Origin of the sequence: Maricaulis virginensis, assembly GCF_027922185.1 — a bacterium.
Taxonomy (GTDB): Bacteria; Pseudomonadota; Alphaproteobacteria; order Caulobacterales; family Maricaulaceae; genus Maricaulis; species Maricaulis virginensis.
Genome location: NZ_BSFE01000002.1, coordinates 477,501 through 503,497 on the forward strand (window position 1 = coordinate 477,501; position 25,997 = coordinate 503,497).

The 25,997-nt window shown below is 65.6% G+C and carries 18 protein-coding genes, 1 tRNA gene and 2 rRNA genes (1 of these 21 only partly in view); 9 read left to right on the plus strand and 12 right to left on the minus strand.

What is annotated here, in order from left to right; all coding sequences use genetic code 11:
- A 23S ribosomal RNA gene (locus tag PKE71_RS05805) occupies positions 1-1,927 on the plus strand (it extends 863 nt beyond the left edge of the window).
- Positions 1,928-2,023: 96 nt separating this feature from the next.
- Positions 2,024-2,138 (plus strand): 5S ribosomal RNA (rrf, locus tag PKE71_RS05810).
- 364 nt (positions 2,139-2,502) lie between these two features.
- Here the strand turns inward: rrf and PKE71_RS05815 are convergent.
- Complete coding sequence (locus tag PKE71_RS05815) at positions 2,503-2,946, minus strand: GNAT family N-acetyltransferase (RefSeq protein ID WP_271186020.1); 444 nt, start codon at positions 2,944-2,946, stop codon at positions 2,503-2,505.
- Positions 2,947-3,142: 196 nt separating this feature from the next.
- Here PKE71_RS05815 and PKE71_RS05820 point away from each other — a divergent pair, with 196 nt between their 5' ends.
- Complete coding sequence (locus tag PKE71_RS05820) at positions 3,143-4,273, plus strand: alpha/beta fold hydrolase (protein WP_271186021.1); 1,131 nt, start codon at positions 3,143-3,145, stop codon at positions 4,271-4,273.
- On the opposite strand, the gene PKE71_RS05825 is transcribed toward PKE71_RS05820, so the two are convergent.
- Positions 4,270-5,511, minus strand: coding sequence for a prolyl hydroxylase family protein (locus PKE71_RS05825; RefSeq protein ID WP_271186022.1), 1,242 nt, complete (start codon positions 5,509-5,511; stop codon positions 4,270-4,272). The two genes, PKE71_RS05820 and PKE71_RS05825, sit on opposite strands and share 4 nt — an antisense overlap.
- Before the next feature lie 121 nt (positions 5,512-5,632).
- On the opposite strand from PKE71_RS05825, the gene PKE71_RS05830 reads away from it, so the two are divergent.
- Positions 5,633-5,709 (plus strand) — tRNA-Met (locus PKE71_RS05830).
- Positions 5,710-5,798: 89 nt separating this feature from the next.
- On the opposite strand, the gene PKE71_RS05835 is transcribed toward PKE71_RS05830, so the two are convergent.
- On the minus strand, positions 5,799-6,044 hold the full coding sequence (locus tag PKE71_RS05835) for a hypothetical protein (RefSeq protein WP_271186023.1): 246 nt from the start codon (positions 6,042-6,044) through the stop codon (positions 5,799-5,801).
- 199 nt (positions 6,045-6,243) lie between these two features.
- The gene (locus PKE71_RS05840) at positions 6,244-6,825 is read right to left on the minus strand and encodes a TetR/AcrR family transcriptional regulator (RefSeq protein ID WP_271186024.1); all 582 of its coding nucleotides are present in this window, start codon (positions 6,823-6,825) and stop codon (positions 6,244-6,246) included.
- A gap of 132 nt (positions 6,826-6,957) precedes the next feature.
- On the opposite strand from PKE71_RS05840, the gene PKE71_RS05845 reads away from it, so the two are divergent.
- Together PKE71_RS05845 and PKE71_RS05850 are read left to right on the plus strand one after the other, a co-directional pair.
- Complete coding sequence (locus PKE71_RS05845) at positions 6,958-8,148, plus strand: efflux RND transporter periplasmic adaptor subunit (protein WP_271186025.1); 1,191 nt, start codon at positions 6,958-6,960, stop codon at positions 8,146-8,148.
- 35 nt (positions 8,149-8,183) lie between these two features.
- Complete coding sequence (locus tag PKE71_RS05850; protein ID WP_271186026.1) at positions 8,184-11,378, plus strand: efflux RND transporter permease subunit; 3,195 nt, start codon at positions 8,184-8,186, stop codon at positions 11,376-11,378.
- An 85-nt stretch (positions 11,379-11,463) separates the two neighbouring features.
- Here PKE71_RS05850 and PKE71_RS05855 read toward each other — a convergent pair whose 3' ends face one another.
- A complete protein-coding gene (locus PKE71_RS05855) occupies positions 11,464-14,136 on the minus strand; it encodes a zinc-dependent metalloprotease (protein ID WP_271186027.1) in 2,673 nt (890 codons plus the stop codon).
- A 376-nt stretch (positions 14,137-14,512) separates the two neighbouring features.
- Positions 14,513-15,979 carry an AlkA N-terminal domain-containing protein gene (locus tag PKE71_RS05860; RefSeq protein WP_271186028.1) on the minus strand — a complete coding sequence of 489 codons (1,467 nt, stop codon included), beginning with the start codon at positions 15,977-15,979 and terminating at the stop codon, positions 14,513-14,515.
- A 152-nt stretch (positions 15,980-16,131) separates the two neighbouring features.
- On the opposite strand from PKE71_RS05860, the gene PKE71_RS05865 reads away from it, so the two are divergent.
- Positions 16,132-16,695 (plus strand): methylated-DNA--[protein]-cysteine S-methyltransferase, encoded by a 564-nt coding sequence (locus PKE71_RS05865; RefSeq protein WP_271186029.1) that lies wholly within the window; start codon positions 16,132-16,134, stop codon positions 16,693-16,695.
- A gap of 60 nt (positions 16,696-16,755) precedes the next feature.
- Here the strand turns inward: PKE71_RS05865 and PKE71_RS05870 are convergent, their stop codons facing one another.
- A complete protein-coding gene (locus PKE71_RS05870; protein WP_271186030.1) occupies positions 16,756-18,072 on the minus strand; it encodes a S41 family peptidase in 1,317 nt (438 codons plus the stop codon).
- A 206-nt stretch (positions 18,073-18,278) separates the two neighbouring features.
- Between PKE71_RS05870 and PKE71_RS05875 the strand changes: the two genes are divergently transcribed.
- The gene (locus tag PKE71_RS05875; RefSeq protein ID WP_271186031.1) at positions 18,279-18,797 is read left to right on the plus strand and encodes a curlin-associated protein; all 519 of its coding nucleotides are present in this window, start codon (positions 18,279-18,281) and stop codon (positions 18,795-18,797) included.
- Between the two features lie 6 nt (positions 18,798-18,803).
- Here PKE71_RS05875 and PKE71_RS05880 read toward each other — a convergent pair whose 3' ends face one another.
- Both PKE71_RS05880 and PKE71_RS05885 read right to left on the minus strand, forming a co-directional pair.
- Positions 18,804-19,469 (minus strand): LuxR C-terminal-related transcriptional regulator, encoded by a 666-nt coding sequence (locus tag PKE71_RS05880; RefSeq protein WP_271186032.1) that lies wholly within the window; start codon positions 19,467-19,469, stop codon positions 18,804-18,806.
- A complete protein-coding gene (locus PKE71_RS05885; protein ID WP_271186033.1) occupies positions 19,466-21,352 on the minus strand; it encodes a sensor histidine kinase in 1,887 nt (628 codons plus the stop codon). The genes PKE71_RS05880 and PKE71_RS05885 overlap by 4 nt, the downstream gene beginning before the upstream one ends.
- Positions 21,353-21,529: 177 nt before the next feature.
- Between PKE71_RS05885 and PKE71_RS05890 the strand changes: the two genes are divergently transcribed.
- Positions 21,530-21,889 carry a hypothetical protein gene (locus PKE71_RS05890; protein ID WP_271186034.1) on the plus strand — a complete coding sequence of 120 codons (360 nt, stop codon included), beginning with the start codon at positions 21,530-21,532 and terminating at the stop codon, positions 21,887-21,889.
- Positions 21,890-21,899: 10 nt separating this feature from the next.
- On the opposite strand, the gene thrC is transcribed toward PKE71_RS05890, so the two are convergent.
- The 3 genes from thrC to PKE71_RS05905 are packed head-to-tail and all read right to left on the minus strand — an operon-like array spanning position 21,900 to position 25,935.
- A complete protein-coding gene (gene thrC, locus PKE71_RS05895) occupies positions 21,900-23,192 on the minus strand; it encodes a threonine synthase (protein ID WP_271186035.1) in 1,293 nt (430 codons plus the stop codon).
- A gap of 8 nt (positions 23,193-23,200) precedes the next feature.
- Positions 23,201-24,148, minus strand: coding sequence for a homoserine kinase (locus PKE71_RS05900; RefSeq protein WP_271186036.1), 948 nt, complete (start codon positions 24,146-24,148; stop codon positions 23,201-23,203).
- On the minus strand, positions 24,145-25,935 hold the full coding sequence (locus PKE71_RS05905) for a homoserine dehydrogenase (protein WP_271186037.1): 1,791 nt from the start codon (positions 25,933-25,935) through the stop codon (positions 24,145-24,147). Before PKE71_RS05905 ends, PKE71_RS05900 begins: the two co-directional genes overlap by 4 nt.
- Positions 25,936-25,997 lie beyond the last annotated feature (62 nt).

Here is a 25,997-nt window from a genome sequence, read left to right on the forward strand (position 1 = left end):
TTAGGTAGAGCGTCTCGTGAATACCCATGGGGGTAGAGCACTGGATGGGCTAGGGGGTCCCAACGACTTACCAAACCTAACCAAACTCCGAATACCATGGAGTAATACGAGGCAGACACACTGCGGGTGCTAAGGTCCGTAGTGGAGAGGGAAACAGCCCTGACCGCCAGCTAAGGTCCCTAAGTTATCACTAAGTGGGAAACGATGTGGGAGTGCTTAGACAACCAGGAGGTTGGCTTAGAAGCAGCCATCCTTTAAAGAAAGCGTAACAGCTCACTGGTCAAGCGCTCCTGCGCGGAAAATGTAACGGGGCTTAAGTGATACACCGAAGCTGCGGGCTCAACTTTGTTGAGCGGTAGCGGAGCGTTCCGTAGGCCGATGAAGGCAGACCCGCGAGGGCTGCTGGAGGTATCGGAAGTGAGAATGCTGACATGAGTAGCGATAAAGGGGGTGAGAGACCCCCTCGCCGAAAGTCCAAGGGTTCCTGCGCAATGCTAATCAGCGCAGGGTTAGTCGGCCCCTAAGGCGAGGCAGAAATGCGTAGTCGATGGGAAGCAGGTTAATATTCCTGCACCGGCGGGTAGTGACGGATTCCGGAAGTTGTCAGTCCTTATCGGATTGAACTGGCAGCCAAGGCGTCCCTGGAAATAGCTCCCGCGTTAGACCGTACCCGAAACCGACACAGGTGGACTGGTAGAGCATACCAAGGCGCTTGAGAGAACTATGCTGAAGGAACTCGGCAAATTGCTCCCGTAAGTTCGCGAGAAGGGAGCCTGGCGCTGCGCAAGCAGTGTCCAGGGGCACAGACCAGGGGGTGGCGACTGTTTACTAAAAACACAGGGCTCTGCGAAGTCGCAAGACGACGTATAGGGTCTGACGCCTGCCCGGTGCCGGAAGGTTAAAAGGAGGAGTGCAAGCTCCGAATTGAAGCCCCGGTAAACGGCGGCCGTAACTATAACGGTCCTAAGGTAGCGAAATTCCTTGTCGGGTAAGTTCCGACCTGCACGAATGGCGTAACGACTTCCCCGCTGTCTCCAGCATAGACTCAGCGAAATTGAATTCTCCGTGAAGATGCGGAGTTCCCGCGGTCAGACGGAAAGACCCCGTGCACCTTTACTACAACTTCACAGTGGCATTAGCGATTATTTGTGTAGGATAGGCGGGAGACTTTGAAGCCATGGCGCCAGCTGTGGTGGAGTCATCCTTGAAATACCGCCCTGATAATTGTTGATGTCTAACCGCGGCCCATGAACCTGGGTCCGGGACCCTGTGTGGTGGGTAGTTTGACTGGGGCGGTCGCCTCCCAAAGAGTAACGGAGGCGCGCGATGGTAGGCTCAGACCGGTCGGAAATCGGTCGATGAGTGCAATGGCATAAGCCTGCCTGACTGCGAGACTGACAGGTCGAGCAGAGTCGAAAGACGGCCATAGTGATCCGGTGGTCCCGCGTGGAAGGGCCATCGCTCAACGGATAAAAGGTACGCCGGGGATAACAGGCTGATGATGCCCAAGAGTCCATATCGACGGCATTGTTTGGCACCTCGATGTCGGCTCATCGCATCCTGGGGCTGGAGCAGGTCCCAAGGGTTTGGCTGTTCGCCAATTAAAGCGGTACGTGAGCTGGGTTTAGAACGTCGTGAGACAGTTCGGTCCCTATCTGCCGTGGGTGTCGGAAAATTGAGAGGAGCTGCCCCTAGTACGAGAGGACCGGGGTGGACGTATCTCTGGTGGACCTGTTGTTGCGCCAGCAGCATAGCAGGGTAGCTATATACGGAAGGGATAACCGCTGAATGCATCTAAGCGGGAAGCCCCCCTCAAAACCAGTTTTCCCTTGAGAGTCGAGGAAGACTACCTCGTTGATAGGCCAGGTGTGGAAGTGTGGCGACACATGAAGCTGACTGGTACTAATTACTCGATAGGCTTGATCTTATGATGCTCATGCCCGGCGATCGCTTCGTCGGACAAAGCAAAGCAACACCTCAAAATACATCAGACATGTCTCTTCTTTTGGATCTAACGCGCTGACCGGGTGGTTATTGCAGGGGGACCGCACCCGTTCCCATCCCGAACACGGCCGTTAAGACCCCTAGCGCCGATGGTACTGCGTCTCAAGGCGTGGGAGAGTAGGTCGCTGCCCGGTCTGCCCGTTAGATCCCCCTCCATAACAATTCACAAATCAACCGTCGCTTTCGCGGCGGTTTTTTTGTGCCCGGATTCCGGTGATTTGCCGTTGGATCCCGCGCCGGCCGGAGCCATGTCGCAGCATTTTCGAACCGCAAAACCGGTCCCCGTTTTTGCTGAAAATGGCGGGTCCTTGGCGGTCGCATTTTCGAACCGCAGAACCGGTTCCCGCTTTTGCTGAAAATGGCGGGTCCTTGGCGGTCGCATTTTCGAACCGGAGAACCGGTATCCACTTTTGCTGAAAATGCCGGGTCCTTGGTGGTCGCATTTTCGAACCGCAAAACCGGTGCCCACTTCTGCTGAAAATGCTTCAGGCCCTGCGGCTATCCGATCGCCTTCCGGAAATATCGCGACGTGGCGGTCACCGCATAGCCCTGCCGGATATAGAAGGCGTGGGCGTCCTCCCGTTCCACCCGCGAGGCCAGGCCGACGGATGCCAGACCCAGCTCCCGCGCCATGGCTTCCGCTTCGCCCAGGAGAATACGGCCCAGGCCGCGGCCGCGAATGGCCTCGTCGACGACGAGCGACTGCACCACCAGGCCGGCGCCGGTCTCGATCGACGGACGCAGGTAGAAATGGATGAAGCCGGCCAGCCTGTCCGCGATCTGTGCGCCCCGCAGCCAGTGGCCACCGGTTTTGCCAAGCTGCTCCATGCGCTGCTTCATCTCCGGCACGCCGGCCTCATAGCCCAGCTGCCGGTTCAGTTCGCACATGCGGGCGGCATCGTCTTCGTTCAGTGAACGGATGCGTATGTCTGTCGTGTTCATAAGGTTGTTTTAGCATCGCCGGCGGCGCCCGACGGGCGCGAATGGCAGACATCGGCGTATCCCGTTCAAACCTCCCTGCATGCCTCGAGCAACCCGGAAGAGGGACACGCAGCGCGACCGTCCCGTCCTGCCGCAACATCCAAAACCGCCTCCGCCCGCATCCGTTGGGCATAGATCCAGCTGATGCGAGACCGACATGCCCTTGACGACCTTCGCCCGCCTGACCGCCGCGGCGGCCCTGGCGTTCTCCGCCCAGGCCACAGCGCAGACCGGTGCGCCCGATCCCGATCCCTATGCCGATGCCCGCGCCGTGATGGCCGGTGTCAACGAGATCGTCACGCCGGATGGCATCCAGGAGCTGATGACCGTCGAGCTCGGCGGCATGGAGCAGTGGATATCGATCCGCGGCACCGATCGCGGCAATCCCGTCCTCTTGTTCCTGCATGGCGGGCCCGGTGCGCCGGAAATGGCTGTCGGCTGGGCCTTCCAGCGGCCCTGGGAGGATTATTTCACCGTCGTGCAGTGGGATCAGCGCGGCGGCGGCAAGACCTTCCGTCACAATGGCGTGGCGGCCAGCCGCGAAGGCCTGTCACGCGAGCGCATCGTGGCCGACACGGTCGAGCTGATGGCCTGGCTGCGCGAGCATCTCGGCCAGGAGCGCATCATCGTGGTCGGCCATTCCTGGGGCACGGTCGCCGGCTTCCAGGCGGCGATGGCCCGGCCGGACTGGGTGCATGCCTATGTCGGGATCGGCCAGATCGTGGATATGGACGAGAATGAACGCCGCAGCCACGCGCTGACACTCGCCGCCGCCCGGGCCGACGGCAATGCCGAGGCCATCGCCGATCTCACCGCCATCGCGCCCTATCCGGGCGACACGCCGGTGACGTTCGAGCGGATCGGTGCGGAGCGGGAATGGGCGGTGCATTATGGCGGCCTGGCCGCCTATCGCGACAATGCCGGCTTCTATTATCGCGCGCGCCGCCTGGCACCGGAATACGAACAGGCCGACCGCGAGGCGGTCAATCCGGGCGGTATCATGAGCGTGACGACGCTGCTCGACGATCTGATGGCTGTGCGCCAGGGCGATGTGGAGCAGGTGGATTTCCCGGTCGTCTTCTTCGCCGGCCGGCACGATCTCACCACGCCGTCAGACCTGGTCGAGGCCTGGTATCGGCGCCTGGAGGCGCCGTCCAAGGAGCTGGTCTGGTTCGAACACTCCGCCCATCTCTCGCCGATCGAGGAACCGGGCCGCACGCTCGTCGCCCTGGTCCAGCATGTGCTGCCGCTCACGCAGAACGGGGAGGCTGGCGATGCGGCGCGCTAGGCGCGCTCCCGCAGCCACAGGCTGGCGATCACCTTGACGCCATCCTTCACCGGCTCGCCCGTGTGCAGGGAGGCCTTGTCGCACTGGCCATCGGCCGAGACGTTATCGAAACTCAGGGCGGAGCCGCGGCCGCCGCTCCAGGCGAGATCCAGGCGGGGGAAACGGGTTTCTCCGCCGGTGAATTCCGAATTGAGCCTGATGAGGCTGGTCGAGACACGTTGCCCGCGGCGCTCCAGATCGTGCGTGGCCTCACCGGGGACATCCAGGATGAAGTCGAAATGGGCGCGATATTCCTCGCCCGGCCTGTAAGCCAGTACCGCGAGGGCCTCACCGGTATCGACGGGGCGATTCGACAGAGCCGCCATGCGGGTCTTGATAGCGAAGCTGACCAGATCCATCGCCTGTTCGGGGATCGCGGCGGTAAGCGAAGTCCGGTAGGGGTCCTGCCGGGTTTCGCCGGTCTTCGGATCGTGAATCTGAGCCGGCATGAGCAGGGGGGAGGCTCCGACGGTGAGATAGTCGCATGCCGCCCCCGGCAGGACGTCGTCCCAGCGCTCGATACGGGGGGCGTCGCTCATTCTTTCGTCAGCGCGGGGGATGGTGTCGATGGCCTCCGCGATGCGTTCGAGCCTTGGTCCAACCTCACCCGGTGCCGTCTGCGGGCCGTCGGCGAGCGGCAGAGGCTGAGCCCGGCTGATCAGGCCCTGGGCCATAGGGTGACCGGAGCGGCTGAACCCTCCGCCGGTTTCCCGTGCAACCGGAGACAGCATGCCGGTATCGCTGCCCAGACGCAGGAGCGCGGCGATCGCTAGGCCGGAGCCTGCCTGCGCTGCCTGTTCCAGCCAGGCGGTGCCGGTGGCCGCGTCTCCTGCCATCAGGGCCAGCAGGCCCAGCTCTGTATGCGCCAGCCAGTCGCCCTTTTCGGCCTGTGCGTACCGGTCCTGCAACGCCAGCGCCCAGTTGGCCGGTCCGGCAAGACCGGCCGCCTGGAAATAGGCCCGGTGTCGATTGCGCATCATCGAGTCGGGCATCGCCTCCATTGCGGCGAATGCCCGGGCGCGCGTCTCCGCCATCCCCGGCTCATGGCCGCACAGCTGCACAAGCAGGCTGAGCGCGGCTTCGTCGCCGGCCCGGGCTGCGTTGTCGAGCCGGTCTATGGCATTGGAATGCCGGCCTTCACGCCATTCGCGAAGGGCTGTCGGGGCGGGGGCGCTCGGATCGTTCGTGGAAACCGTCATGACCCGAGTTTAGGCCATGATCGCGGACGCAGGTAAAGCGCAGCTGGCTGGTTGACGACACATCAGTGTCATCCTACATACGCGCCTCCCCACGGCACTCCGGTTCCGCGGGCCATCCTGATGCGGGGTGGAGCAGTCCGGTAGCTCGTCAGGCTCATAACCTGAAGGTCGTAGGTTCAAATCCTACCCCCGCACCCAAATTGAAAGCCCCGGTCGCGAGACCGGGGCTTTTTTGTTTCGTCAAGCCGCAGGGGTGAACTGGGAGGTTCACCCGGCTCTCAACCCGGTCAGTCGATCGTGTCCGGCGGCGGGGTCTCGCCACCGCGGGGAACAAAATAGACTTGGATCAACAGGTACTGGCCGAGGAGCGGATCGTATTCGTAGACGTAGCAGATGTCCTGAATCGAATTGTGCGCTTCACACTCGGTGAAGGTGTCCGGGACCTGGGCCTGAGCCACACCGGGCAGTGTCGAAAACGCAAGCGCGGCGGCCGCGCCCAGTGTGACCGACTTCAGGAAAGATATCTTTTTCATGCATGTACCCCGATTGTAAGGGCGCGTTTGTATGCGCCACGATGCTTGTGATTTAAAATGGCGACTGAGTCGCACTGCGATCATAGGTGGTGGCTTTGCTTCCGCGCAAGTCCGACGTCGACGAAGTTGGCTGAAATGCGGGTGTCGCGCCGTTGGCGGCACGCGTGCAGCGGAGGCGTCTCGGCTGCCGCCCGGCCGCCTACAACTCCGCCAGGCTCAGCTCCACCTGCTCCATGATCCGCTTGCGGACGCGGGTGCGCAGGTCGGGGTCCCTGGCGAGGTCGCCCCACATGGTGCGGTTCATGATGTGCCCGACGATGAGCGCGCCGAGCATGCGGGCGCGCAGTTCCGTGTGGGGGCCGGTCAGGGCGGCGGCGACGGGGCGGTCGCAACGCTCGAAAATCACGGCGCGGACCATGCCGGCCGCGGTCGCCGAAGCGATCGAGTTGAGCATGATCAGGAAGTCCTCGACGGTGTTCTCGTCGTCCGGCTCCTCCACGATCATGTCGGCAATGCGCGTTGACAGCGTTGCGATATCGCCGGTGAAGAGGTCGCCGATCCGCTCGATCTTCTCCGGCCGGTTCAGCACCGCGGCGAACAGGTCTTCCTTCGAGCCGAAATAGCGCGACACCAGGGCGGGGTCGACGCCGGCGTCCGAGGCGATCTCCCGGATGCCCACCGTGTCATAGCTGGCCCGGGCAAACCGGCCGCGTGCAGCGGCCAGGATTGCGGCCTTGGTGGCTTCGGCATTGCGAGGCCGGGGTGGATAAATAGCTACCATGCGAATTTTTCTCACAGGGCCGGGTTGTCATCACCTGTTGACTTACTACATTCCGGCCAGATTTTACACTTGGAGGACGTGGCACCGCCGGCCGGCGGCATGCGCGTCCGTTTTCGTCTGCAGGATTGATCCATGGCGCGCCTATTTTCCAACACCACCGGTGTCCTCCTTGTTTCGGCCGTTCTCCTGACCGCCTGCGGTGGCGGGCAGCAGCAGGGCCAGATGCCCGCGCCCCAGGTCGATGTCGCAACACCGCTCGTCGAGCGGGTCGCCGACTGGGACGAGTTTACCGGCCGTTTCGAGTCGCCGGAGCATGTCGATGTGCGTGCCCGTGTCAGCGGCTATCTTGAAGCCGTCCACTTTGAAGATGGGGCCGAGGTGGAGGCAGGGCAACTCCTGTTCACCATCGATGCGCGTCCCTTCCAGGCGGAACTGGCTGCTGCGCAAGGCCGTCTGACCCAGGCGCGCGCCGAATTGTCCCAGGTGCGCACCGATCTGGAACGCGCCGAACGCCTGATCGAATCGCGCACCATCTCCCAGGAGGCGGTGGAGCAGCGCCGCACGGCCGTCAGCACGGCGGAAGCCGCGGTGGCGTCTGCCCGGGCCCAGGTCGAGGCGCAGCAGCTGAACCTGGAATTCACCGAGGTTACCGCGCCGATCTCCGGTCATGCCTCGGCCCGCCAGGTCGATCCGGGCAATCTGGTTTCTGGCGGCAATTCGGCCGGCGATGTGCTGACCACGATCGTCAGCTCCGATCCGATCCATTTCGAGTTCGATGCCTCCGAAGCCGTATACCTGCGCTATCAGCGCCGTCCCGCGACGGATGAGGGCGCGCCGGTCGAGGTGCGCCTGCAGGACGAGACCGGCTTCGAACGCCGCGGCGAGATCGTCTTTGCCGACAATGTCATCAACCCCAATACCGGCACGATCCACATGCGCGCCAGCGTGCCCAATCCGGACGGCCTAATCCGTCCGGGCATGCTGGGTACGGCCCGGGTGCGCGGCAGCGCGCCCTATGAGGCGATGCTGCTGCCGCAGACGGCGATCCTGTCCGACGGTTCGCGCCGGATCGTCTATGTCGTGAACGACCAGAACATGGTGGAGACCCGCAATATCGTCCAGGGGCCGCTGAGCGGCAGCCTGCGCGTCATCCGCGACGGTCTTCAGCCGGGTGACCGGGTGATCGTGAACGGTCTCCTGCGGGCCCGTCCGGGCGCCGAAGTCGTGCCCCGGGACACCGAGATTGCCCGTGCCGCTCCGGCCCGGGGCGGTGCCGCCTTCATTGAATCCCAGCCGGCCACGAGCGCACAGCCCGTCGACTGATCCCGTCCACAGCTGCGCGGAAGAAAGCCTCCCTCATGCGCCTGTCCCATTTCTTTATCGACCGACCGATCTTCGCCCTGGTGATCTCGGTCATCGTCACGCTGCTGGGTATTTTCGCCTATCCGCAGCTGCCGCTTTCGCAATATCCCGAGATCGCCCCGCCGACGGTGGCGGTCACGGCTGCCTATCCCGGTGCCACCGCCGAGGACGTCGCCGAACAGGTCGCTGCACCGCTGGAGCAGGAGATCAACGGCGTCGAGGGCATGCTCTACATGACCTCCTCCTCGACGGCGGACGGCATGGTGCAGATCTCCGTCACCTTCCAGCCGGGCACCGATATCGATACCGCCCAGGTGAAGGTGCAGAACCGGGTCAACCGGGCCGAGCCGCGCCTGCCTGAAATCGTCCGCCAGACCGGTGTGTCGGTGGAGGCCCAGTCCACCGGCTTCCTGCTGATCCTGTCGCTGCGCTCGACGGACGGCACGCTGGATACCGACTATATCGGCAATTACGCCAATACCCGGGTGCGCGACCGTCTGCTGCGCCTGGACGGTGTCGGCGATGTGCAGGTGTTCGGTGCCGGCAATTATTCCATGCGGGTCTGGATCGATCCCGACCGCGCCGCCGCCCACGGCCTGACGGCCAGCGATGTCGTCGCCGCCCTGCGCGAGCAGAACATCCAGGCGACCGGCGGTATTCTCGGCCAGCCGCCCTATGGCGCCGGCGATGCGCCCTCCTTCCAGGTGCCTGTGCAGGTGCGCGGCCGCCTGATCGAGGCGGAGGAGTTCGGCAATGTCGTGGTGCGCCGGAACGAAGACGGAGCCGTCACGCGGCTGGAGGATGTCGCGCGGGTCGAACTGGGCACCGAGACCTATCTCGTGCGCGGTTATTTCGACCAGCGGCCCGGGGTCGCCATGGCGATCATCCAGCAGCCCGGCGCCAATGCGCTGAACACGGCTTCGGCCGTGCTGCGGGAAATCGAGGCCGCCGAGGCCGAATTCCCCGAGGGCATGGATTACATCATCCCCTACAACCCGACCGAATTCGTCGAGGCGTCGGTGCATGCGGTGCAGCGCACGCTGATCGAGGCGGTCTTCCTCGTCGTGCTGGTGATCATCGTCTTCCTGCAGACCTGGCGGGCGGCGCTGATCCCCATCATCGCCATCCCGGTCTCCATTGTCGGCGTCTTCGCCGTACAGCTGGCGCTGGGATTCTCGATCAACTCGCTCTCCCTCTTCGCCATGGTGCTGGCCGTCGGCATCGTCGTCGACGACGCCATCGTGGTGGTGGAGAACGTCGAGCGTCTGATACGCGAGGGGAATTCGCCACGCATCGCAGCCCGCAAGTCGATGACGGAGGTCGGCGGCGCGCTGATCGCCATGTCGCTGGTGCTGATCTCGGTCTTCATCCCGACGGCATTCATGGGCGGCATTCCGGGGATTTTCTATCGCCAGTTCGCCGTCGCCATCGCGACCGCGGCGATCATCTCGCTGGTCGTCTCGCTGACACTCAGCCCGGCGCTCTGTGCCCTGCTGCTGAAACCGCACAAGGCGGATGCCCATGACGCCCGTCCGGGCCCGCTGGCCCCGCTGCGCTTCGCGGCGCGACAGTTCAATAACGGTTTTGCATGGCTATCGGACAGTTATGGGGCCGTTGTGTCGCGCCTGGTGCGCATGATCGTCATCGTCCTGATTGCCTATGCGGGCCTTCTGGCGCTCACCGGCTGGCGCCTGTCGGAAACCCCGACCGGCTTCATCCCGGACCAGGACCAGGGCTTCCTGATCGGCATTGTGCAATTGCCGCCCGGCGCGTCCCTGGAACGCACCGACGAGGTCATGGCCCGTGTCCAGAGTGCGGTCGCCGAGACCGAGGGCGTGGACGGTATGGCCGCGATTGTCGGCCTCGACGGCGCGACCTTCTCGCTGAACTCGTCCGGCTCGACCATGTTCATCCGGCTCGATCCGATCGAGGAACGCCAGGGCCATCCGGGCATGTCGGCGCAGGAATTGTCGATGCAGCTGACCGGCATGCTGGCCCAGATCGTGCCGGAAGGCCGGGCCTTCATCATCGCACCGCCTCCGGTACAGGGGCTGGGCAATGGCGGCGGTTTCAAGGTGATCGTGCAGGACCGCACCGGCCAGGGGCTGAACACGCTGGGCCAGGTGGCCTGGCAGATCATCGGCGCCGCCAACCAGGACCCGCGCCTGACCCAGGTCTTCACCGACTTCTCGACCGACTCGCCGCGTGTGCGCGTCGATGTCGATCGCGACCGGGCCCAGCGCCTGGGTGTCGATCCGGCATCGGTCTATTCCGCACTCGGCACCTATCTCGGCTCGACCTATGTGAACGACTTCAACTACCAGGGCCGCACCTATCGCGTGACCGCCCAGGCCGAAGCCGAAGCCCGGGACGATATCGCCGATATCGGCCGGCTGCGGGTCAGCGGCCGGGATGGCGAGCTGGTGCCGATCGCCTCGGTGGCGTCGATCACCACCGAGTCAGGACCGGTCCGTGTCGTGCGGCACAACAACTTCACCGCCGTGGAAATCCAGGGCCAGGCCATGCCGGGCGTAGCCTCGGGCACGGCGCTGGATGCGATGGAGGACATCCTCGAAGCCAACCTGCCTCCGGGTTTCGGCTATGAGTGGACCGAGATCGCCTACCAGGAAAAGGCGGCCGGCGATTCCGGCCTGATGATCTTCGCCTTCGCGGTGGTGTTCGTCTTCCTGGTGCTGGCGGCCCAGTACGAGGCCTTCACCTTGCCCTGGGCGGTCATCTTCATCGTGCCGATGTGTATCCTGGCAGCGATGGTGGGCATCAACCTGACGGGTCTGGACAATAATATCCTCACCCAGGTCGGCCTGATCGTGCTGATCGCCCTGGCGGCCAAGAACGCGATCCTGCTGGTCGAGTTCGCCCGCCAGGCCGAGGACGAGGCCGGCAGCGACCGCTTCAAGGCCGCGGCCCAGGCTGCCCGGATCCGCCTGCGGCCGATCCTGATGACCTCCTTTGCCTTTATTCTCGGCGTGACGCCGCTGGCTTTTGCCCACGGTCCCGGTGCGGAAATGCGCCAGGCCCTGGGGATTGCGGTGTTCGCCGGGATGATCGGGGTGACCTTCTTCGGCCTGATCTTCACGCCGGTCTTCTACGTGGTCGGCCGCTGGATTTCGCGTTTCCTGCCCAGGCGCGATCATGCGGCCATGGACGCGGAGAGCACGGACCAGGCGTGACCGGGTCGACAGGAAGGTGACACGGGAAAGGCCCGCCGGTTCGACCGGCGGGCCTTTCTTCCGTGCGGTGCCCCGATAGAGCCGGTCAGGCGTCGAGGGCCGCCGCGATCCGCTCGCGGATATAGCGGCGATGCGCCCGCGTCTCGGCATCCAGCCAGACATCCCAGCCGTGATTCATGCCGGCGATCCGGCGCAGCGTGTCGCGCACGGCGACCGCCGGGACATGCTGCAGCGAGGATGCGTCTTCGACGGCAATCAGCCGGTCGATATACTGGATCTGCAGATTGCGCCGGTAGACATTGGGACGGCCCCAGGGATCGCCCTTGAAGATCTCCCGCGTCAGATCCTTCAGCATGGCGTGGGTGGAGTAGTCGCCGCCATAGGCCAGGCTGTCGGTCAGACGGTTCAGCACGCGCGGATGCAGAAGGTGTGCGAGCACCGAATTCTGCGCATCGCGGACATAGGCCTGGACACGCGGCTCCTCGGCCCGGCGCAGGGCATCGAACCCCCGCCGTTCCGGCTGCAGCCGGGCAATCAGCTCGGGCGGAAAGTCGAAGGCATCCGGTCCGAACACGGTCTCGCCCAGCGTGCGCAGGGCGCGGCGCTGTTCGGCCGCGGAGACCGGGACGAAGGGGGCCTCGGCCGCGCCCGGCTGGCCGACGACCGAGCGGTCGACATAGACTCCGCCGACATAGCGCGACACGATACCGCCGGCCTGTTTCCACATGCCCATCAGCACACCGAAGGCGGCGCGGGTCCCGGCCCAGCTCTCGCCGTCCTGCGGGACGGTCTCGACCAGTCCGGCCATGGTCGTCCGGGCGACATCGACCTGCCGCGCGGCAAAGCCGATCGGGTCGTTGGACAGGGAATAGGTATTCACCCGCGGATCGATACCGCGGCCCGGCACCCGCACGGCATCGGCATCATTGCCGAACACGTGCTCGGGCAGGCTAGACAGGGCGAGCAGGGCATTGCGCGCCCCGGTCTCACCGGTCTCCGGCGCATAGCCGAAACGGATCGCCCAGCTGTCATAGGGCCCGGGCAGGCCGGGGAAGAACGGGCCCTGGCTCTCGCCCGCCGCGGCCAGATTGACGCCGGGATAGTCCATGACCGAGGCGGACAGGCGCTGCCCGGCGCTCGGATCGCCGCTGGCCAGGGTCTCCAGATCGCCGAAATAGGAGGCCATCATGTTGTGGGTTAGGCCCAGCGTATGGCCGACCTCGTGCGCCACCATCCAGCTCAGCCCCTGTTCGATGATCGCATCGGGGTCGATGTCCGGACGATGGCCGGCGCGGGCGGCGGCGACGGCGGCCAGACGGGCAAATGCGGTCGAGCGGGCCATGTGCATGCCGGCCTCGCAGGCCTCGCTGATACCGGCCGGGCTGATCGCGGCCAGCGCTTCGCTGTCGAGGGCGGCTTCGGACGCTGCCGCGGCACTGCCGTCACCGACGGGCGGGAAGAGATCGGCCGTCTGCACCCAGCGCTGAACCGCGGCGTGTTCGATCACAATATCGGCGCCCAGGATCTCGCCGGTTAGCGGATTGGTGAAACGGGGGCCGTAGCCGCCGAAAATCGGGTGGGGCGAGGCGATCCAGCGGATCACATTGTAGCGCACATCGCCGGCGTCCCAGCCCGCGTCGTCCGGCTGGATATCGACCTGGATCGCATTGCGGAAGCCGGCGGTCTCGAAGACCGGATTCCAGGCGAGGACGGCATCGCGGATCACGTCGCGGTATTCCAGCGGTGTGGTGTTCTCGATCCAGAATGTGATGGGCCGGACCACATCGGACACCTCGGCCTCCGGATCGGTTTTCTCCAGCCGCCAGCGCTGGATCAGATCGTCGACCGGGCTGCCATCGATGCGCGTCAGATTGGTGCGCCGTTCCGTGAAGAAGCCGACGCGCGGATCGGCGCGGCGGGGCGTGAAGCCGTCATCGGGCATACGCACAAACGTGTGCTGCACCACGGTCGTGTCCGACGAGCTTTCCGGCGTGCTGGCGCCGCTCCAGTCGAACACGAATTCGGTGACGATCTCGGTATTGTCCTCGTAATTGCGGATCGAGCGGATATTGGTCTTGCGGGCGTTCAGCGTGCCCGGCCGGACCCCGAGGGCGCGCCCCATGGCCGAGGCCTGGCCGATGCGGACCAGGGAGTTGGTCATGAAGAGGTCGTTGGCGCGCACGATGACGCGGTTGGAACGGCGGCTTTCGGAGACGACTTCCAGACTGGCCAGCACCGTGAAGGGCACATTGGTGCCTTCCGCGCGGGTCAGGGTCGAATCCGGATCCATGACATAGTCGGTATTGCGGCGGATCACGTCGACATGGCGAAAGCGCCGGCGGAAGGAGATCACGGCGTTCTCGCCCATCAGGCCGGCCATGCGCATGCCGTCGCGGCGCGAACCGTCATGGACATAGCTGAAATAGATGTATTCTTCGCCGAGTTCATCCTCCGTGAGTTCCAGGAAGAGCTCGCCGGTCTGGATGTCGCGGTAGAATTTCAGGAGGCCGGGGAAGGGGCGCTTGCGCTCGAGGAAGTCGTTCCACTCCTCGACGTCTTCCACGATCTGGGTCTCGCCGACGCACTGGGTCCGGTCTTCCAGCGTACAGGCGAGAGATTCAACGACCTGGACCGCGGGGCGGGCATCGGACCGTCCATCCTGGTCCTCGGTCTGGATCAATGCGGCTGCGGGGCCGCCGGTCAGTCCCAGAATGATGGCCGCAACTGCCAGGCCGGCCATCTGCATCGTGTTCGCCATCCGGGGGGCTCCTCTCTGCGGGTCACATTGCGCCGGACGCACGAGTTCCGTGCGCCGCCGGCCCGTCTCCTGTCCGCTAAAAAACCGCCATCCATTCCGCCGGTGTCCACAAGTGGCCGCGGCAAGGCTTCGCCTTGCTGACACCCGTGCGGGACACATCCTGGCGGGAAATACACTCCGGTCCGGCTGGCTTTTCCGGCACCTCGCACGCTTGCATGCGGACCCGAACGCCAGCTTGTCGGTTTCATGACCCTTTCAGGGCCGTTGGACCGGGCATTAACCCTGGTTGATTGGAGGCATAACGCGACCGGCCGCCGCGAGGCCAGTCATTTCGCATGAAAAGCGTCAGAATCCGGTTGTGCTTCAGGGGGTTGTGTCAGGAAACGTGCAATCCGGGATCGGCGGCCCAGAGATGTTGGGCCGCATAGGCCCGCCAGGGACGCCAGCGCTCGGCGCGCCGGGTCAGGGCCTCGGCGGAGGGGCGGGTCCCGTCCGGTGCCGCGAGCGCCCGCATCAGTCCGATATCCGCCGCCGGAAAGGCGTCGGGCTCGCGCAATTGCCGCAGGGCGATGTATTGCGCCGTCCATTCGCCGACGCCGCGGATCGTCCGCAGATCCTGAATCGCCTCGTCGAGGCCGCGATGGGCGTCGAACAGGTTGGGGTTCGCCAGGCTGGCCGCGGCCACCGCACTCAGCGTTGCAGACCGGCTGCGGGGCATGCCCAGGCTCGAAAGGTCTGCATCGGCAAGGGCCGAGGCCTGCGGAAAGGTGTGGGTCAGGGGCCCCGCAGGCTCCGCCAGCGGCGTTCCGTGACGGGCGACCAGCTGGCCGGCGAGGCGAGCCGCTGCAGTGACCGTGATCTGCTGGCCGAGCACAGCCCGGATCGCCAGCTCGAACCCGTCCCATGCCCCGGGGACCCGCAGGCCGGGCCGGCGCGCGATATGGCGGGCCAGATCCGGGTCTTCGCTCAGATGCGCGGCGATGGCGGCGGGATCGGCAGCGAGGTCGAAGACCCGGCGGATGCGTCCGATGATGGCGGGCAGGGCGGAGAGGGCCGGGAAGACGATGGTGGCGCGCAGCGCGTCGCCGCTGGCCGGTTCGATGCGTACATGCCCCTGGGCCCCGTCAATCTCGATCGTGCGCGAATACGCGTTCTCGCCGACATGCTCGATCCCCGCGATGGCCCGCAGACGCAGGAAGTCCAGCATGGCCTCCCAGTCATAGGGCGGCTGATAGCGCAGCAGCAGGCTCAACCCGCCCGCCGTGTCGGCCGGGACAGCTTTGGCGCTCGCCCGGCGCAATTCGCCCGGCGGCCGGGCGAACATGTCGCGGAAGGTCTCGTTGAAGCGGCGGATGCTGGAAAAGCCGGAGGCAAAGGCGATCTCGGCCATCGGCATGTGCGTTTCATGGATCAGCTGCTTGGCCAGATGGATCCGCCGGGTTTGCGCGACGGCGACGGGCGAGGCGCCCAGATGCTGGTGAAACAGGCGGCGCAGTTGCCGTTCGCCGACGCCCAGCCGGCCGGCCAGTTCGTCGACCGAGGCTGTATCCAGCGCGCCCTGTTCGATCAGGCGCAGCGCGCGGGAGACCGTGTTCGATGTGCCGCGCCAGGCCCCCATATCCGGTGCCGTTTCCGGCCGGCAGCGCAGGCAGGGCCGGAAACCGGCCTCGCGTGCGGCCGCGGCGGACGGATAGAAGATGACGTTTTGCGATTTCGGCGTCGTCGCCGGGCAGACAGGACGGCAATAGATGCCCGTCGTCTTCACCCCGGTGAAGATGCGGCCGTCGAAACGGACATCGCGCTGGGAAATGGCGCGGTAGCAGGCGTCGTGGTCGAGATCCATGCCTCAAGGCTTGCCCGGGCCGGACGGACTGTCTAGCGGTTTTCGGACATGGATGTGAAAGTCCGGCGGACGCCGGGCATCATGTCCGGAAACCGCCAGTCGAGCGCACCGGTCTGGTACAATGTGTGCTGCGAGCACTATCGGAGGACAGCATGCCAGCGTCGGACATTCTGCCGGACTTTCTGATCGAGCAGATCGACACGCCGATCGGCCTGACCTTTGTGGTCACGGACCGGGCTGGCACTTTGCGCGCGGTCGACTGGGACGATCATGCCGAACGGCTGCACCGGCAGCTGGAGCGGCGCTATGGCCAGGATCTGTCTTTGAGCAATGCGGACACGCCCAGCACGGCGCGCCGGGCGCTTGAGGCCTATTTCGCGGGTGAGCTGTCTGCGCTGGACGGGATCTCAACCGAAGGGGCGGGGACCGATTTCCAGCGGGATGTCTGGCGGGCCCTGCGCGATATTCCGGTCGGGCAGACGATCAGCTATGGCGAGCTGGCCCGGCGTATCGACCGGCCGAAGGCGGTGCGGGCCGTCGGCCTGGCCAATGGCGCCAACCCCATTCCGATTGTCGTACCCTGTCACCGGGTCATCGGCGCCAATGCCTTATTGACCGGGTTTGGCGGTGGTCTCGACCGCAAGCGCTGGCTGCTGGCGCACGAAGGTGTGGATGCGGCCCGCTGGGGCGAACCCCGGCAGGCCGCATTGTTCTAGAATCTTGAGCTGCCGCGCGATCGAACCGGTGAACCGGTTCCCACTTCACCTGATCACGCTCTAGCGGGAACGCGGGTAGTTGCGGCTGCCCGAACCGGCGATCTGCATTTCCAGCTGGCCGACATTTCCGGTCTCGTCCGGCGTGAAGACGAAGCGATAGCTGTTATTGCCTGGGATGGCGAAGCGGTGGTTCCCGACGGGCAGCAATTCTGTCGGCGAGCCGCCTTCACGCGTATAGACGAGCGTGCCGTCAACGGTGTCGAAGTGGCGATTGCCATAGGTGCCCGCATAGCGGCGCAGCTGGCGCGCCGGGATGTCGACGGGCTCGCGCTGAGCGGCCAGCAGTTCGCGCGCCCATTCCACGTCCTGACGCCCCGCACTGTCAGCCTCATGAGAGGCCAGCAGCGTGTCGTAGAGGCGGTCGAGCGCCGCCTCCAGCGCATCGCCGGCTGGAACGGCGATGTCCGGCGTGACGCCGGTGCCTTCCCAGTTGGTTCCCGTGATCGGATTGCGGGCCGAGCCGGTGGAGATGAAAACCGCATAGCCTTCAGGGGTGAAGAAGGTCGAGCCCGGATTGCCGGCGCCATGTGTGGTCTCGCCGACAATCGTGGCGCGCTCCATCGCCTTCAGATGGTAGGGGAAGGCCTCGCCGGCCGACCCGGTATTGCCCGAGGTCAGCACGATCAGGGGCACGTCGGGGCGGTTGCCGGCCGGATGCACCGGCAGCGACCACAGCTGGTCCGGATAGGGCAGGTTGCGCGCGACGAAGGTATTGATCACCACCGGTTCCTCGGGGTCGAGGAAGTGGCTGATCAGGTATTGCACCATCGACGGGGCACCGCCGACATTCTGGCGCAGGTCGAAGATCACGGCATCCGTATTGGCGATGAAGTCGAGCGCGGCGCGGGCCGTGCTTTCCGCCGGCTGGATCGGTGCAAACTGGCGCAGATCGATATAGCCGATATTGCCCGGCAGGATGTCGATATCGGCAAAGCCGAAATTCTCGCGTCTCAGGCCGGCCCAGGGATCGGCAGGTTGTTCGGGCGCTTCACCGGCTTCGGCGGCTGCACGGCGCGCGATGATCTCCGCCGCCCGTTCCGGGCCGATATAGCGGACGGAGAAATGCCGGTCCTCGGCGTGCAGCCGGTTCGTCAGCGCAGAGGCAAGGGCGTCGGGGGACGGGGCTTCGCCAAAGGCGCCAGCGGCGGCTTCGCTGCGCAGGGCGTCGGCGATCTCGCGGGCGCGGGCCTCGTCATAATAGTTCGCTTCGATAACATCCGCGAGCGCGCCGATCGCGTCATCGTCACGCGCCTCGGCCAGCCCGTTTGCGAGGCTGGCCAGCATCAGAGCCGTGCCGGCAAGTGCAAGTTTTTTCATGAAATCCCTCCCTGTCTGTCGCGGCCCAATAGGGGTGCGCAAGCATTCCGGGACAACTTAATTCGGGGTCACGCGCGGGTAAGCCCGATGTCACGCCGGGTGACTTTGAGATGAACCATCGCCTCAGACTGCGCTCAGCCTCGGCTTGCTAGACCGGTTTGCATGAAAGGCCGCCGCATGGAGCCGGCCCCCGACAGGGAGACAGGATGATGACCTTCTCGAAGATGATGCTCGCCGGGGCCGCTCTGGCCTCGATCGCGTTTGCCGCCGGTGAGGCCGATGCCCAGTCGCGCTCGCGCGTCAGCGTGGAACAGTCCGGCTATGGCAATATGGTGGAGGGCCGCTTCGACGGCTGGCGCAACCGGGCCCGGATCGCCCAGCGCGGCGACCAGAACGCGGCCGCAGCCCGCCAGGATGGCTATCGCAACCGGCTCGACATTCGCCAGCAGGGTTATGACAACTGGCAGGATGTGCTGCAGGCCGGTCTCGCCAATCGTGCGCTGACCCGCCAGTTCGGCGACAATCTGACCGGCTCGGTCTATCAGTCCGGCAATGGCAATCTCGTCGGCGTCGCACAGGTGGGCGAAGGCCACACGGCCAACACCGTGCAGGAGGGCAATGGCAATATCCTCGGCGTGCTGCAGATCGGCAGCGGCCAGCACACCACCTATCACCAGATCGGTGACGGCAATGCCGACATCGTCGTGCAGTTCGGCTGGGACTGACCGGGATCAGCGCCCGGTGGGCTCGCCCGGCTTGTTGAGGGTGAGCCCCATCCGGGTGGCGTGCCAGGATGCTTCGGCACGCGAGGAGATGCCCAGCTTGCGATAGATCGACTTGATGTGGCTGGCCACCGTGCTCTCGGCGAGGTCGAGACTGGCCGCCACGTCGACATTGCGATGACCGCGCCCGATCAGCCCGAGGACTTCCTTTTCGCGCGCCGTCAGCTCTTCCTCCGGATCGGCCGCCGGGCCGGTATAGCGGAAATGCTCCATGATCCGCCGGGCGATCGAGGGCGACAGGGCCGGCGTCCCGTCGGCCAGGCGTTTCAGCTGGGCGGTGAGCAGATCGGCCGGGTTTTCCTTGAGCAGATAGCCCTCGGCGCCGGCCGACAGCGCGGCAACGATATGCGCGTCATCGCCCATTACGGTCGTGACGATGGGGACGGCGTCGGGGCAGACCAGTTTCAGGCTGCGCAGGACTTCCAGTCCCGAACCGTCCGGCAGTCCCAGATCGATCAGGGCGAGGTCGAAGTCGGCACTGGCTGCGGCTGCGGCCAGGCCGCCGCGCATGCTGGCCGCCTCCTCGATGGAGCAGCCGGGAAAGGCGTTCTCGGCAATCTCGCACAGCCAGCGGCGGGTCTGGGCGACATCCTCGACGATCAGGATACGTTTCATGCCGGCACTCCGGGCTGTTTCAGCGGAAAGCGGATCTCGATCCGTGTTCCGCCGGGCGAGCTGTCGCATGTCATTTGTCCTCCCAGTGTCTCGCTCCGGCTTTCAATGTTGGAGAGACCGTTGCCGGCGCTGACACGCTTGCGGTCAAAGCCGTGACCATTGTCGGCGATGACAAGGCGGGCCCTGCCGGCTTCGCGGCCCAGCTGGACCGACAGACGCGTGGCACCGGAATGGCGGATCGTGTTGCTGACGGCCTCGCGGATGATCGAGCGCAGGGCGTGGGTGGCCGGGGTCGACAGGTCGGGCGTTTCACCGATGTCGTTTTCCCAGACCAGTTCGATCCCGACAGCGCCGAGGCGTTCGGCTGTTTCAACACGCAGATCTGCGAGTGTTTCGTCGAGATCGAGCCCCGGGGTCGCGGCATTGTTGATGATGTCACGCAGGTCAGTCAGCGTTTCGCGGATCATCAGATCCTTGCGGTCATGATCGCTGGAGTGCAGCGCGCCGAGCAGCTGGGCGCCGATATTGTCGTGCATGTCGCGGGCGATCCGGCTGCGTTCCTCCGCCACGCCGCGATCATAGGACCGCCGGCTTTCTTCGGCATGAGCCATCAGTTCGATCAGCTGGCGTGCAGTGGCGAGATGCGCGGGCGAGAACAGGGCGCGGCCACGCCAGGGATGACGCAGGATGAGGGCGGGATGTCCCGGCGTTGACGGCAGCCGCATTTCGACGCCCTCCTCGCGGATCTCGGGCTGGTCGACCGCACTGTCGGCCTCGGCGATCTCCAGCGGTGCAAACAGCCGGTCGAGCAGGCTGCGCCAGCGATGATGCCGGCTGCGCCCCGATGCACCGAAGGCGGTGTCGACCACGGCGAGGAAGAGCTCGTCCTGCTTCAGGCCGGGCCGGGGCAGGATGCGGCGGCCGATCACATCGCGCAGCGGCAGATAGGCCAGCGCTGTGGCCAGCAGCGACACGCCGAAGGCCGGTCCGGGGTCGATCGCGATCAGCGAGACCAGAACGGCGTCGATGGCGACCAGCAGAACGGCACCGGCCGCGTAGAACAGGATGCGATAGGCCCAGTCGCCCAGCTCGAACAGGCGGAAGCGCTGCAGCCCCGCAGCGACGCCGATATAGATCAGCAGAAAGAAGGCGAAGGAATAGTGTGAATCCAGGGGCGCCGGGATCCCGAGCACGCCGGGGATTGCAGTCATCGTGATGAAACCGCCGGCGCCGAACAGCACGGCGAGACCGAACCAGATTGCCACCGCCCGTGCCTTGGGATCGCGGCCGGTCACGGCGATCTGGGCCGCGACGGCGAGGCAGATCGTCAGCATCTCTGCAGTGGTCAGCAGGTGGATGTTGTAGATGGGTTCGTCTCGGCCCTGCAGGGCGCCGGCCAGGCCGATTACGGTCCACAGACCGAAGAAAGCTGCACTGCCGATGGCGAGCACGCGCCGGTAGGGCAGGCGGCCGGGATAGCAGATAAAGAGCGCGGTCATGGCGATGCCGAACAGGGAGGCGCCGACACCGTTCAGCCCCACCAGCGCCAGGAAAACCGTGTCGGGTACAGGGGCCGTCGACTCGCGCAACGGCGCCGGTGCATAGGTAAAGCACATGGTCGCGATGCCGCTGAGCACGAAGAGCCGCGTTGCCGTGTCAGCCGGCTTCAGCGCCCAGACCCAGCCTGATATCGCGAGGGACCCGAAGCCGATCACGATCTGGATCCAGAACACATGGGAAAGACCGGTCACCGGCCGGAGCGGATCGCCGGGGATCGCCGGCCGCAAGGCCGCCCAGATTACAACCAGGCTCGCCGCGAGCCCGGCCACAAGCAATGCGGCCAGTCGCGTATTCGGTGTCAGGCGAGTGTGGCTCGTAGGCATGCGTTTAACATCTTCCCCCGGCTTCCTCCGGCGTGTTGGTCCACGCTTATAGCGGCAGGCCGCCCCCGGGCCGCTCCCCCGATCAGGGGATGGCCGCTGTCGATTACACTTCGATAACCTCGTGAAATCCACCGGCAAACGCTCTGCCAGGTCTGGCGGCGGGGCACAGGAGGGGACATGAAACGCTTTTTTCAACTCATCGCGACGTTGGGTGTTGCTGCGAGTCTGAGCGCTTGCGCCTCGCTCGTCACCGGCGGTCCGCTGGTGCGTCCGGGCGAGCCGACCGGCGTGCTGGAGATCGTCAACGGGTCGAGCCGGACCTTTACCGCAATCCTCATCTCCAACTGTTCGGCCGCGAGCTACGGGCTCAACCGCCTGCCGTCGGGCGTGACGGTGCCGCCGGGGCGTTCCTACCGCTTCACCGTTTCGGCCGGTTGCTGGGATGTGGATGCGGGGCTCGCCTACAATGAAGCCCGGTTCCGCACGCAGGTGCCGGCCGGCCGGCTGGTCCGCCACACCGTTGTCGACGGGCGCTAGTCGACGACAATCAGGTTCCGGCGTCCAGACTTGCTGTCAAAGCCGCCAGTTCCGGCGCGATGTCGCTGACCCGCACCTCGCGCTCGAGAACGCCGGAGAGAGCAGGCGGCAGATCGACTGTCCGGCCGATGACCGGTTCGACGATATCGGCGAATTTTCCCGGGTGGGCGGTTGCGGCGACAATCCAGGGCCGGGCCTTGCGTTCGGCTTCGGGCAGGCGTGCGTGGGCTTCCAGACCCGTCGCCGTATGCGGGCAGGCAATATAGCCGCTGTCCTCGAATGTCGTGCGGATGCGGGTGCGGATCGTGTCGTCGCCGATGCATTCAACGCCGGCGATCCGGCCACCGTCGAACCCGTCCAGACGTTCAAAATTGCTCGGCGCACCGACATCCATGGCATTGGCAATGGTCGCGATCGATGCGCGCGCTGAATAGCGGCCCGATGAGAACCAGTCGGACAGGGTGGTGTTGGCATTGGTGGCCAGCACGACCGGGCCGATCGGCAGGCCGCAGGCCCGCGCCAGGATGGCGGCAAAGGCATTGCCCAGATTGCCTGTGGGGATGACGAGGCCGGGCTTCATCCCGGTTTCTGCTTCAACATCGAGCGCGGCGCGGGACCAGTAGATCATTTGCGGCAGCAGGCGGCCGATGCTGATCGAATTGGCCGAGGTCAGCGAGTGCCTTGCGGTCAGGCCTGCATCGGCAAAGGCCGCCTTGACCAGGGCCTGGCAGGCGTCGAAATCGCCGGCCACACGCAGCGCCGAGACAGGCGGCTTCCAGCAGCACAGCTGGTGTTCCTGGAAGGCCGAGATGCGGCCCTTGGGGAACAGGATGACGGCGCGCACGCCGGGCACGCCCTCGGCCGCGCAGCCGACAGCCCCGCCTGTATCGCCGGAAGTCGCGACCAGGACCGTGATCGGCGCGTCGGCGTCCTGGCCCAGCGCGCTGAAACTGCGGAACAGGAAGCGGGCTCCGAAATCCTTGAAGGCGCCGGTCGGGCCATGAAACAGCTCGAGCACGGCCGGTCCATCATCGCTCGATTGCGGGGTGACGCATGGCGCCGGAAAGTCGAACGCATCGCGGCAGATGTCCGGTATGGCGTCTGCCAGTGGCGAGCCCTCGAAGAAGGGGGCGAGCAGGCGCGCGCCCAGATCGCCCAGCCCTGACGTATCGGCGAAGTCGCCGCTGGCGAAGCCGGGCAGGTTCCCGGGCAGGTACAGGCCGCCATCGGGAGCGGCTCCGGCCTTGAGCGCGATGTCGGCGGTGACGGCAGGCGCGTTGCCGCGGGTGGAGTGAAACAGCATGAGCGGCACTATCCCTGTTGGGGTTCGATCCGGAGCCCGGGGGAATTCAGAGGGGCGTCATAGGCGGTTGCCGGGCATCCGGCGGATGCAAAGGCCGCGGCCATGGCTGCCCGCGTGGCGTCGAGGTCGGCCACCCGGGTCCAGGCGAAGACGGAGGGACCGGATCCGGAGAAGGAGCAGCCCAGCGCGCCGGCGTCCAGTGCGGCGGCCTGGACCGGTGCCAGTTCGGGCAGCAGGCTGGCCCGCTGCGGTTCGATGAAGATGTCGCGCAGGCCGCTGGCCACGAGGTCGAGATCGCCACTGGCGCAACCGGCAACGAAGCTGGCCATGTTCCGCGAATGCTCGACCGCGATGTCCTTGGCGATCTGCGGCGAGAGAAGTTCGCGTGCGGCCTGGGTCTCGATCTTGCGCTGGGGGTGGAAGACGACGCAGGCGATCCCCTCGGGCAGGGGCAGGCGCCGGATCAGGGGCGGGTCGAGGCGCGCCGCCAGGACGAGACCGCCCAGCAATGCGGCCATCACATTGTCCCAGGGCGGCGGATCGGCGGAGACTTTCTCGCCCTCCATGGCCAGAGGCAGGAGTTCGATGTCTGAAAAGGGCTTGTCGAGCAGGGCATTGGCCGCACCGGCCGCGGCGACGGCCGAAGCGGCGGAGCCGCCCATGCCGGCGCTGAGCGGCACACCCTTGTGCACATCGATCCGCAGGCCGAAATCGGCCCCGGCCGCATCAAGCACGGCGGCTGCGGCGGCGAGGGCGCAATTGCGCTCCGGTTCGGCCGGCAGGCTGTCGACCAGACCCGAAACCGTGCCCAGACGCACACCGGGCTGGTCTTCCCGCGTTGCGCAGACTTCATCACGCACGGCGTCGAAGGCGAGGCCGAGCACGTCGAAGCCGACCCCGACATTGCCCACACTGGCGGGCGCGCTGGCGCGGGCCGCCGGATTTGCTGTCGTCATGCCACCTGTCCCGTCGACATTCGGCGGATATGGCTAAGCGGATTCTCCGGTACGGGCGATGCTTCGGCTTCGCCGGTCAGATAGGACCGCTGGATGTCCATGATATCGGCAAAGACCGCTTCCGCTGTGGGCCAGCGGCCGGCCCCCTTGCCGCGGACGGAAACCGTCTTTTGCGGCAGTTTCACGAGGAAGCCATTGCCTTCGTTGACGAGGCCAGCCAGCGGGTGATCGGGTTCCAGGGCGACGATCTCGACCCGCGCTTCAACGCGGCCGTCCGGGGTCGCTTCACAGCGGGCGATCTGCTTGAAGACCATGCCCTTCTCGTTGACCGCCCGGATCCGGTTGCCGTCGAGATCGTTCAGGCTTTCCTTCTCGATCTGGCTGGGATGCAGCGTGACGCCGAAGGCGTGATGGGCCAGCAGGACCAGCTTGTCAGCGGCATCATGACCGTCGAGATCGGTGCTGGGATCGGCCTCGGCAAAGCCCAGCCGCTGGGCTTCGCTGACGGCGTCGGCGAGGCGGGTGCCCTGCTTGAGCTGGTCGAAGATGAAATTGCACGTGCCGTTCATCACGCCTTCGACGGCCAGGATTTCGCCATTGCGGCCGAGCAGGTCGACCAGTTCCAGGATCGGAACACCGCCGCCGATAGCGGCCGAGTAGCGCAATTGCCGTCCTTGCTGCCGGGCGAGATCGTTGAGCCGTTCGATATCGAGCGCGACCACGGCCTTGTTCGCGGTGACAAGATGGCTGCCATCTCGCAGCACGCTCTGGCTCAGCGCGCGGGCCGTATCCGTACCGCCCAGCGTTTCCACCACAATGTCCGGCGTTCCGGCGAGGGCGACGGCCGGGTCGTCGGTGAATTCGAGCGGCCGGTCGCAGGCGGCTGCATGTTTGGCCGGGTCGCGTACGAGAACCGGAGCGAGTTCGAACCGGCCGGGATGGGCCAGCAGGTGGGAGCAGACGCCGGCGCCGACGGCGCCATGGCCCAGCACTGCGACTTTCAGCTTGCGCGCGGCGGGGACAGGCCCCGGGCGTTGCTGCACGCGTCCGGCGATGCGCGTCGCATAGGGGCGACCCAGAGCGGCAACCTCGATCACGATCTGGTTGTCGCGTGCCCGGAAGATGGCCTTCTCCTGCACCAGGCCCCGGCTCACGCGGACCGCTTCGTCATAGTCCAGCTGGTCGAGGCGTTCGGCATCGGCAACCTTGGCCGGGTCATCCGTGTAGACCCCGTCGACATCCTTGATCAGCCGGACCCGGTCGGCATCGAGCCAGTGGGCGAACTCGACGGCCGTCAGATCCGTCCCGCCGCGACCGAGTGTGACCGGTCCTGCAACACCTTCCCCGAAGAAGCCCGGCGCAACGATCACGTCAGCGTTTTCGAAGTGCGCCAGGACGCGGTCGGAATCGAGACCCGTGAGATTGGCGTCGAGCGGCTCGCCATCGGCCATCAGACCCATTTCATGCGGATCGAGCACGGCAGAGGGAATGCCGGTTCGCTCCAGCGCCAGACCCATCAGCGCTGCAGACTTCAGCTCGCCGCACCGGACCAGCCGGGCCATCAGGCCGTCGCTGGACCCCTGACCCACATCGCCGCCAACGGCAAAGAGGGCGTCGGTTTCACCTTCCAGGGCCGACACGACCGCGACAACCTTCTCGCCGGCACGCGTGTGGCGATAGATTTCGTGAGCGGCGCGGACATAGTCATCGGGCTTCTGGAGGACGGAGCTTCCGAATTTGAGAACGCAGAGCTTCAGTGGTTTTCGGGCATCGAGGTCGAGGGGCATGGGTCTGGATCCTTTGGGTCGTCTGGGTCTGGCTGGTGGTGAGGTGTGAATTTCGGGCACAA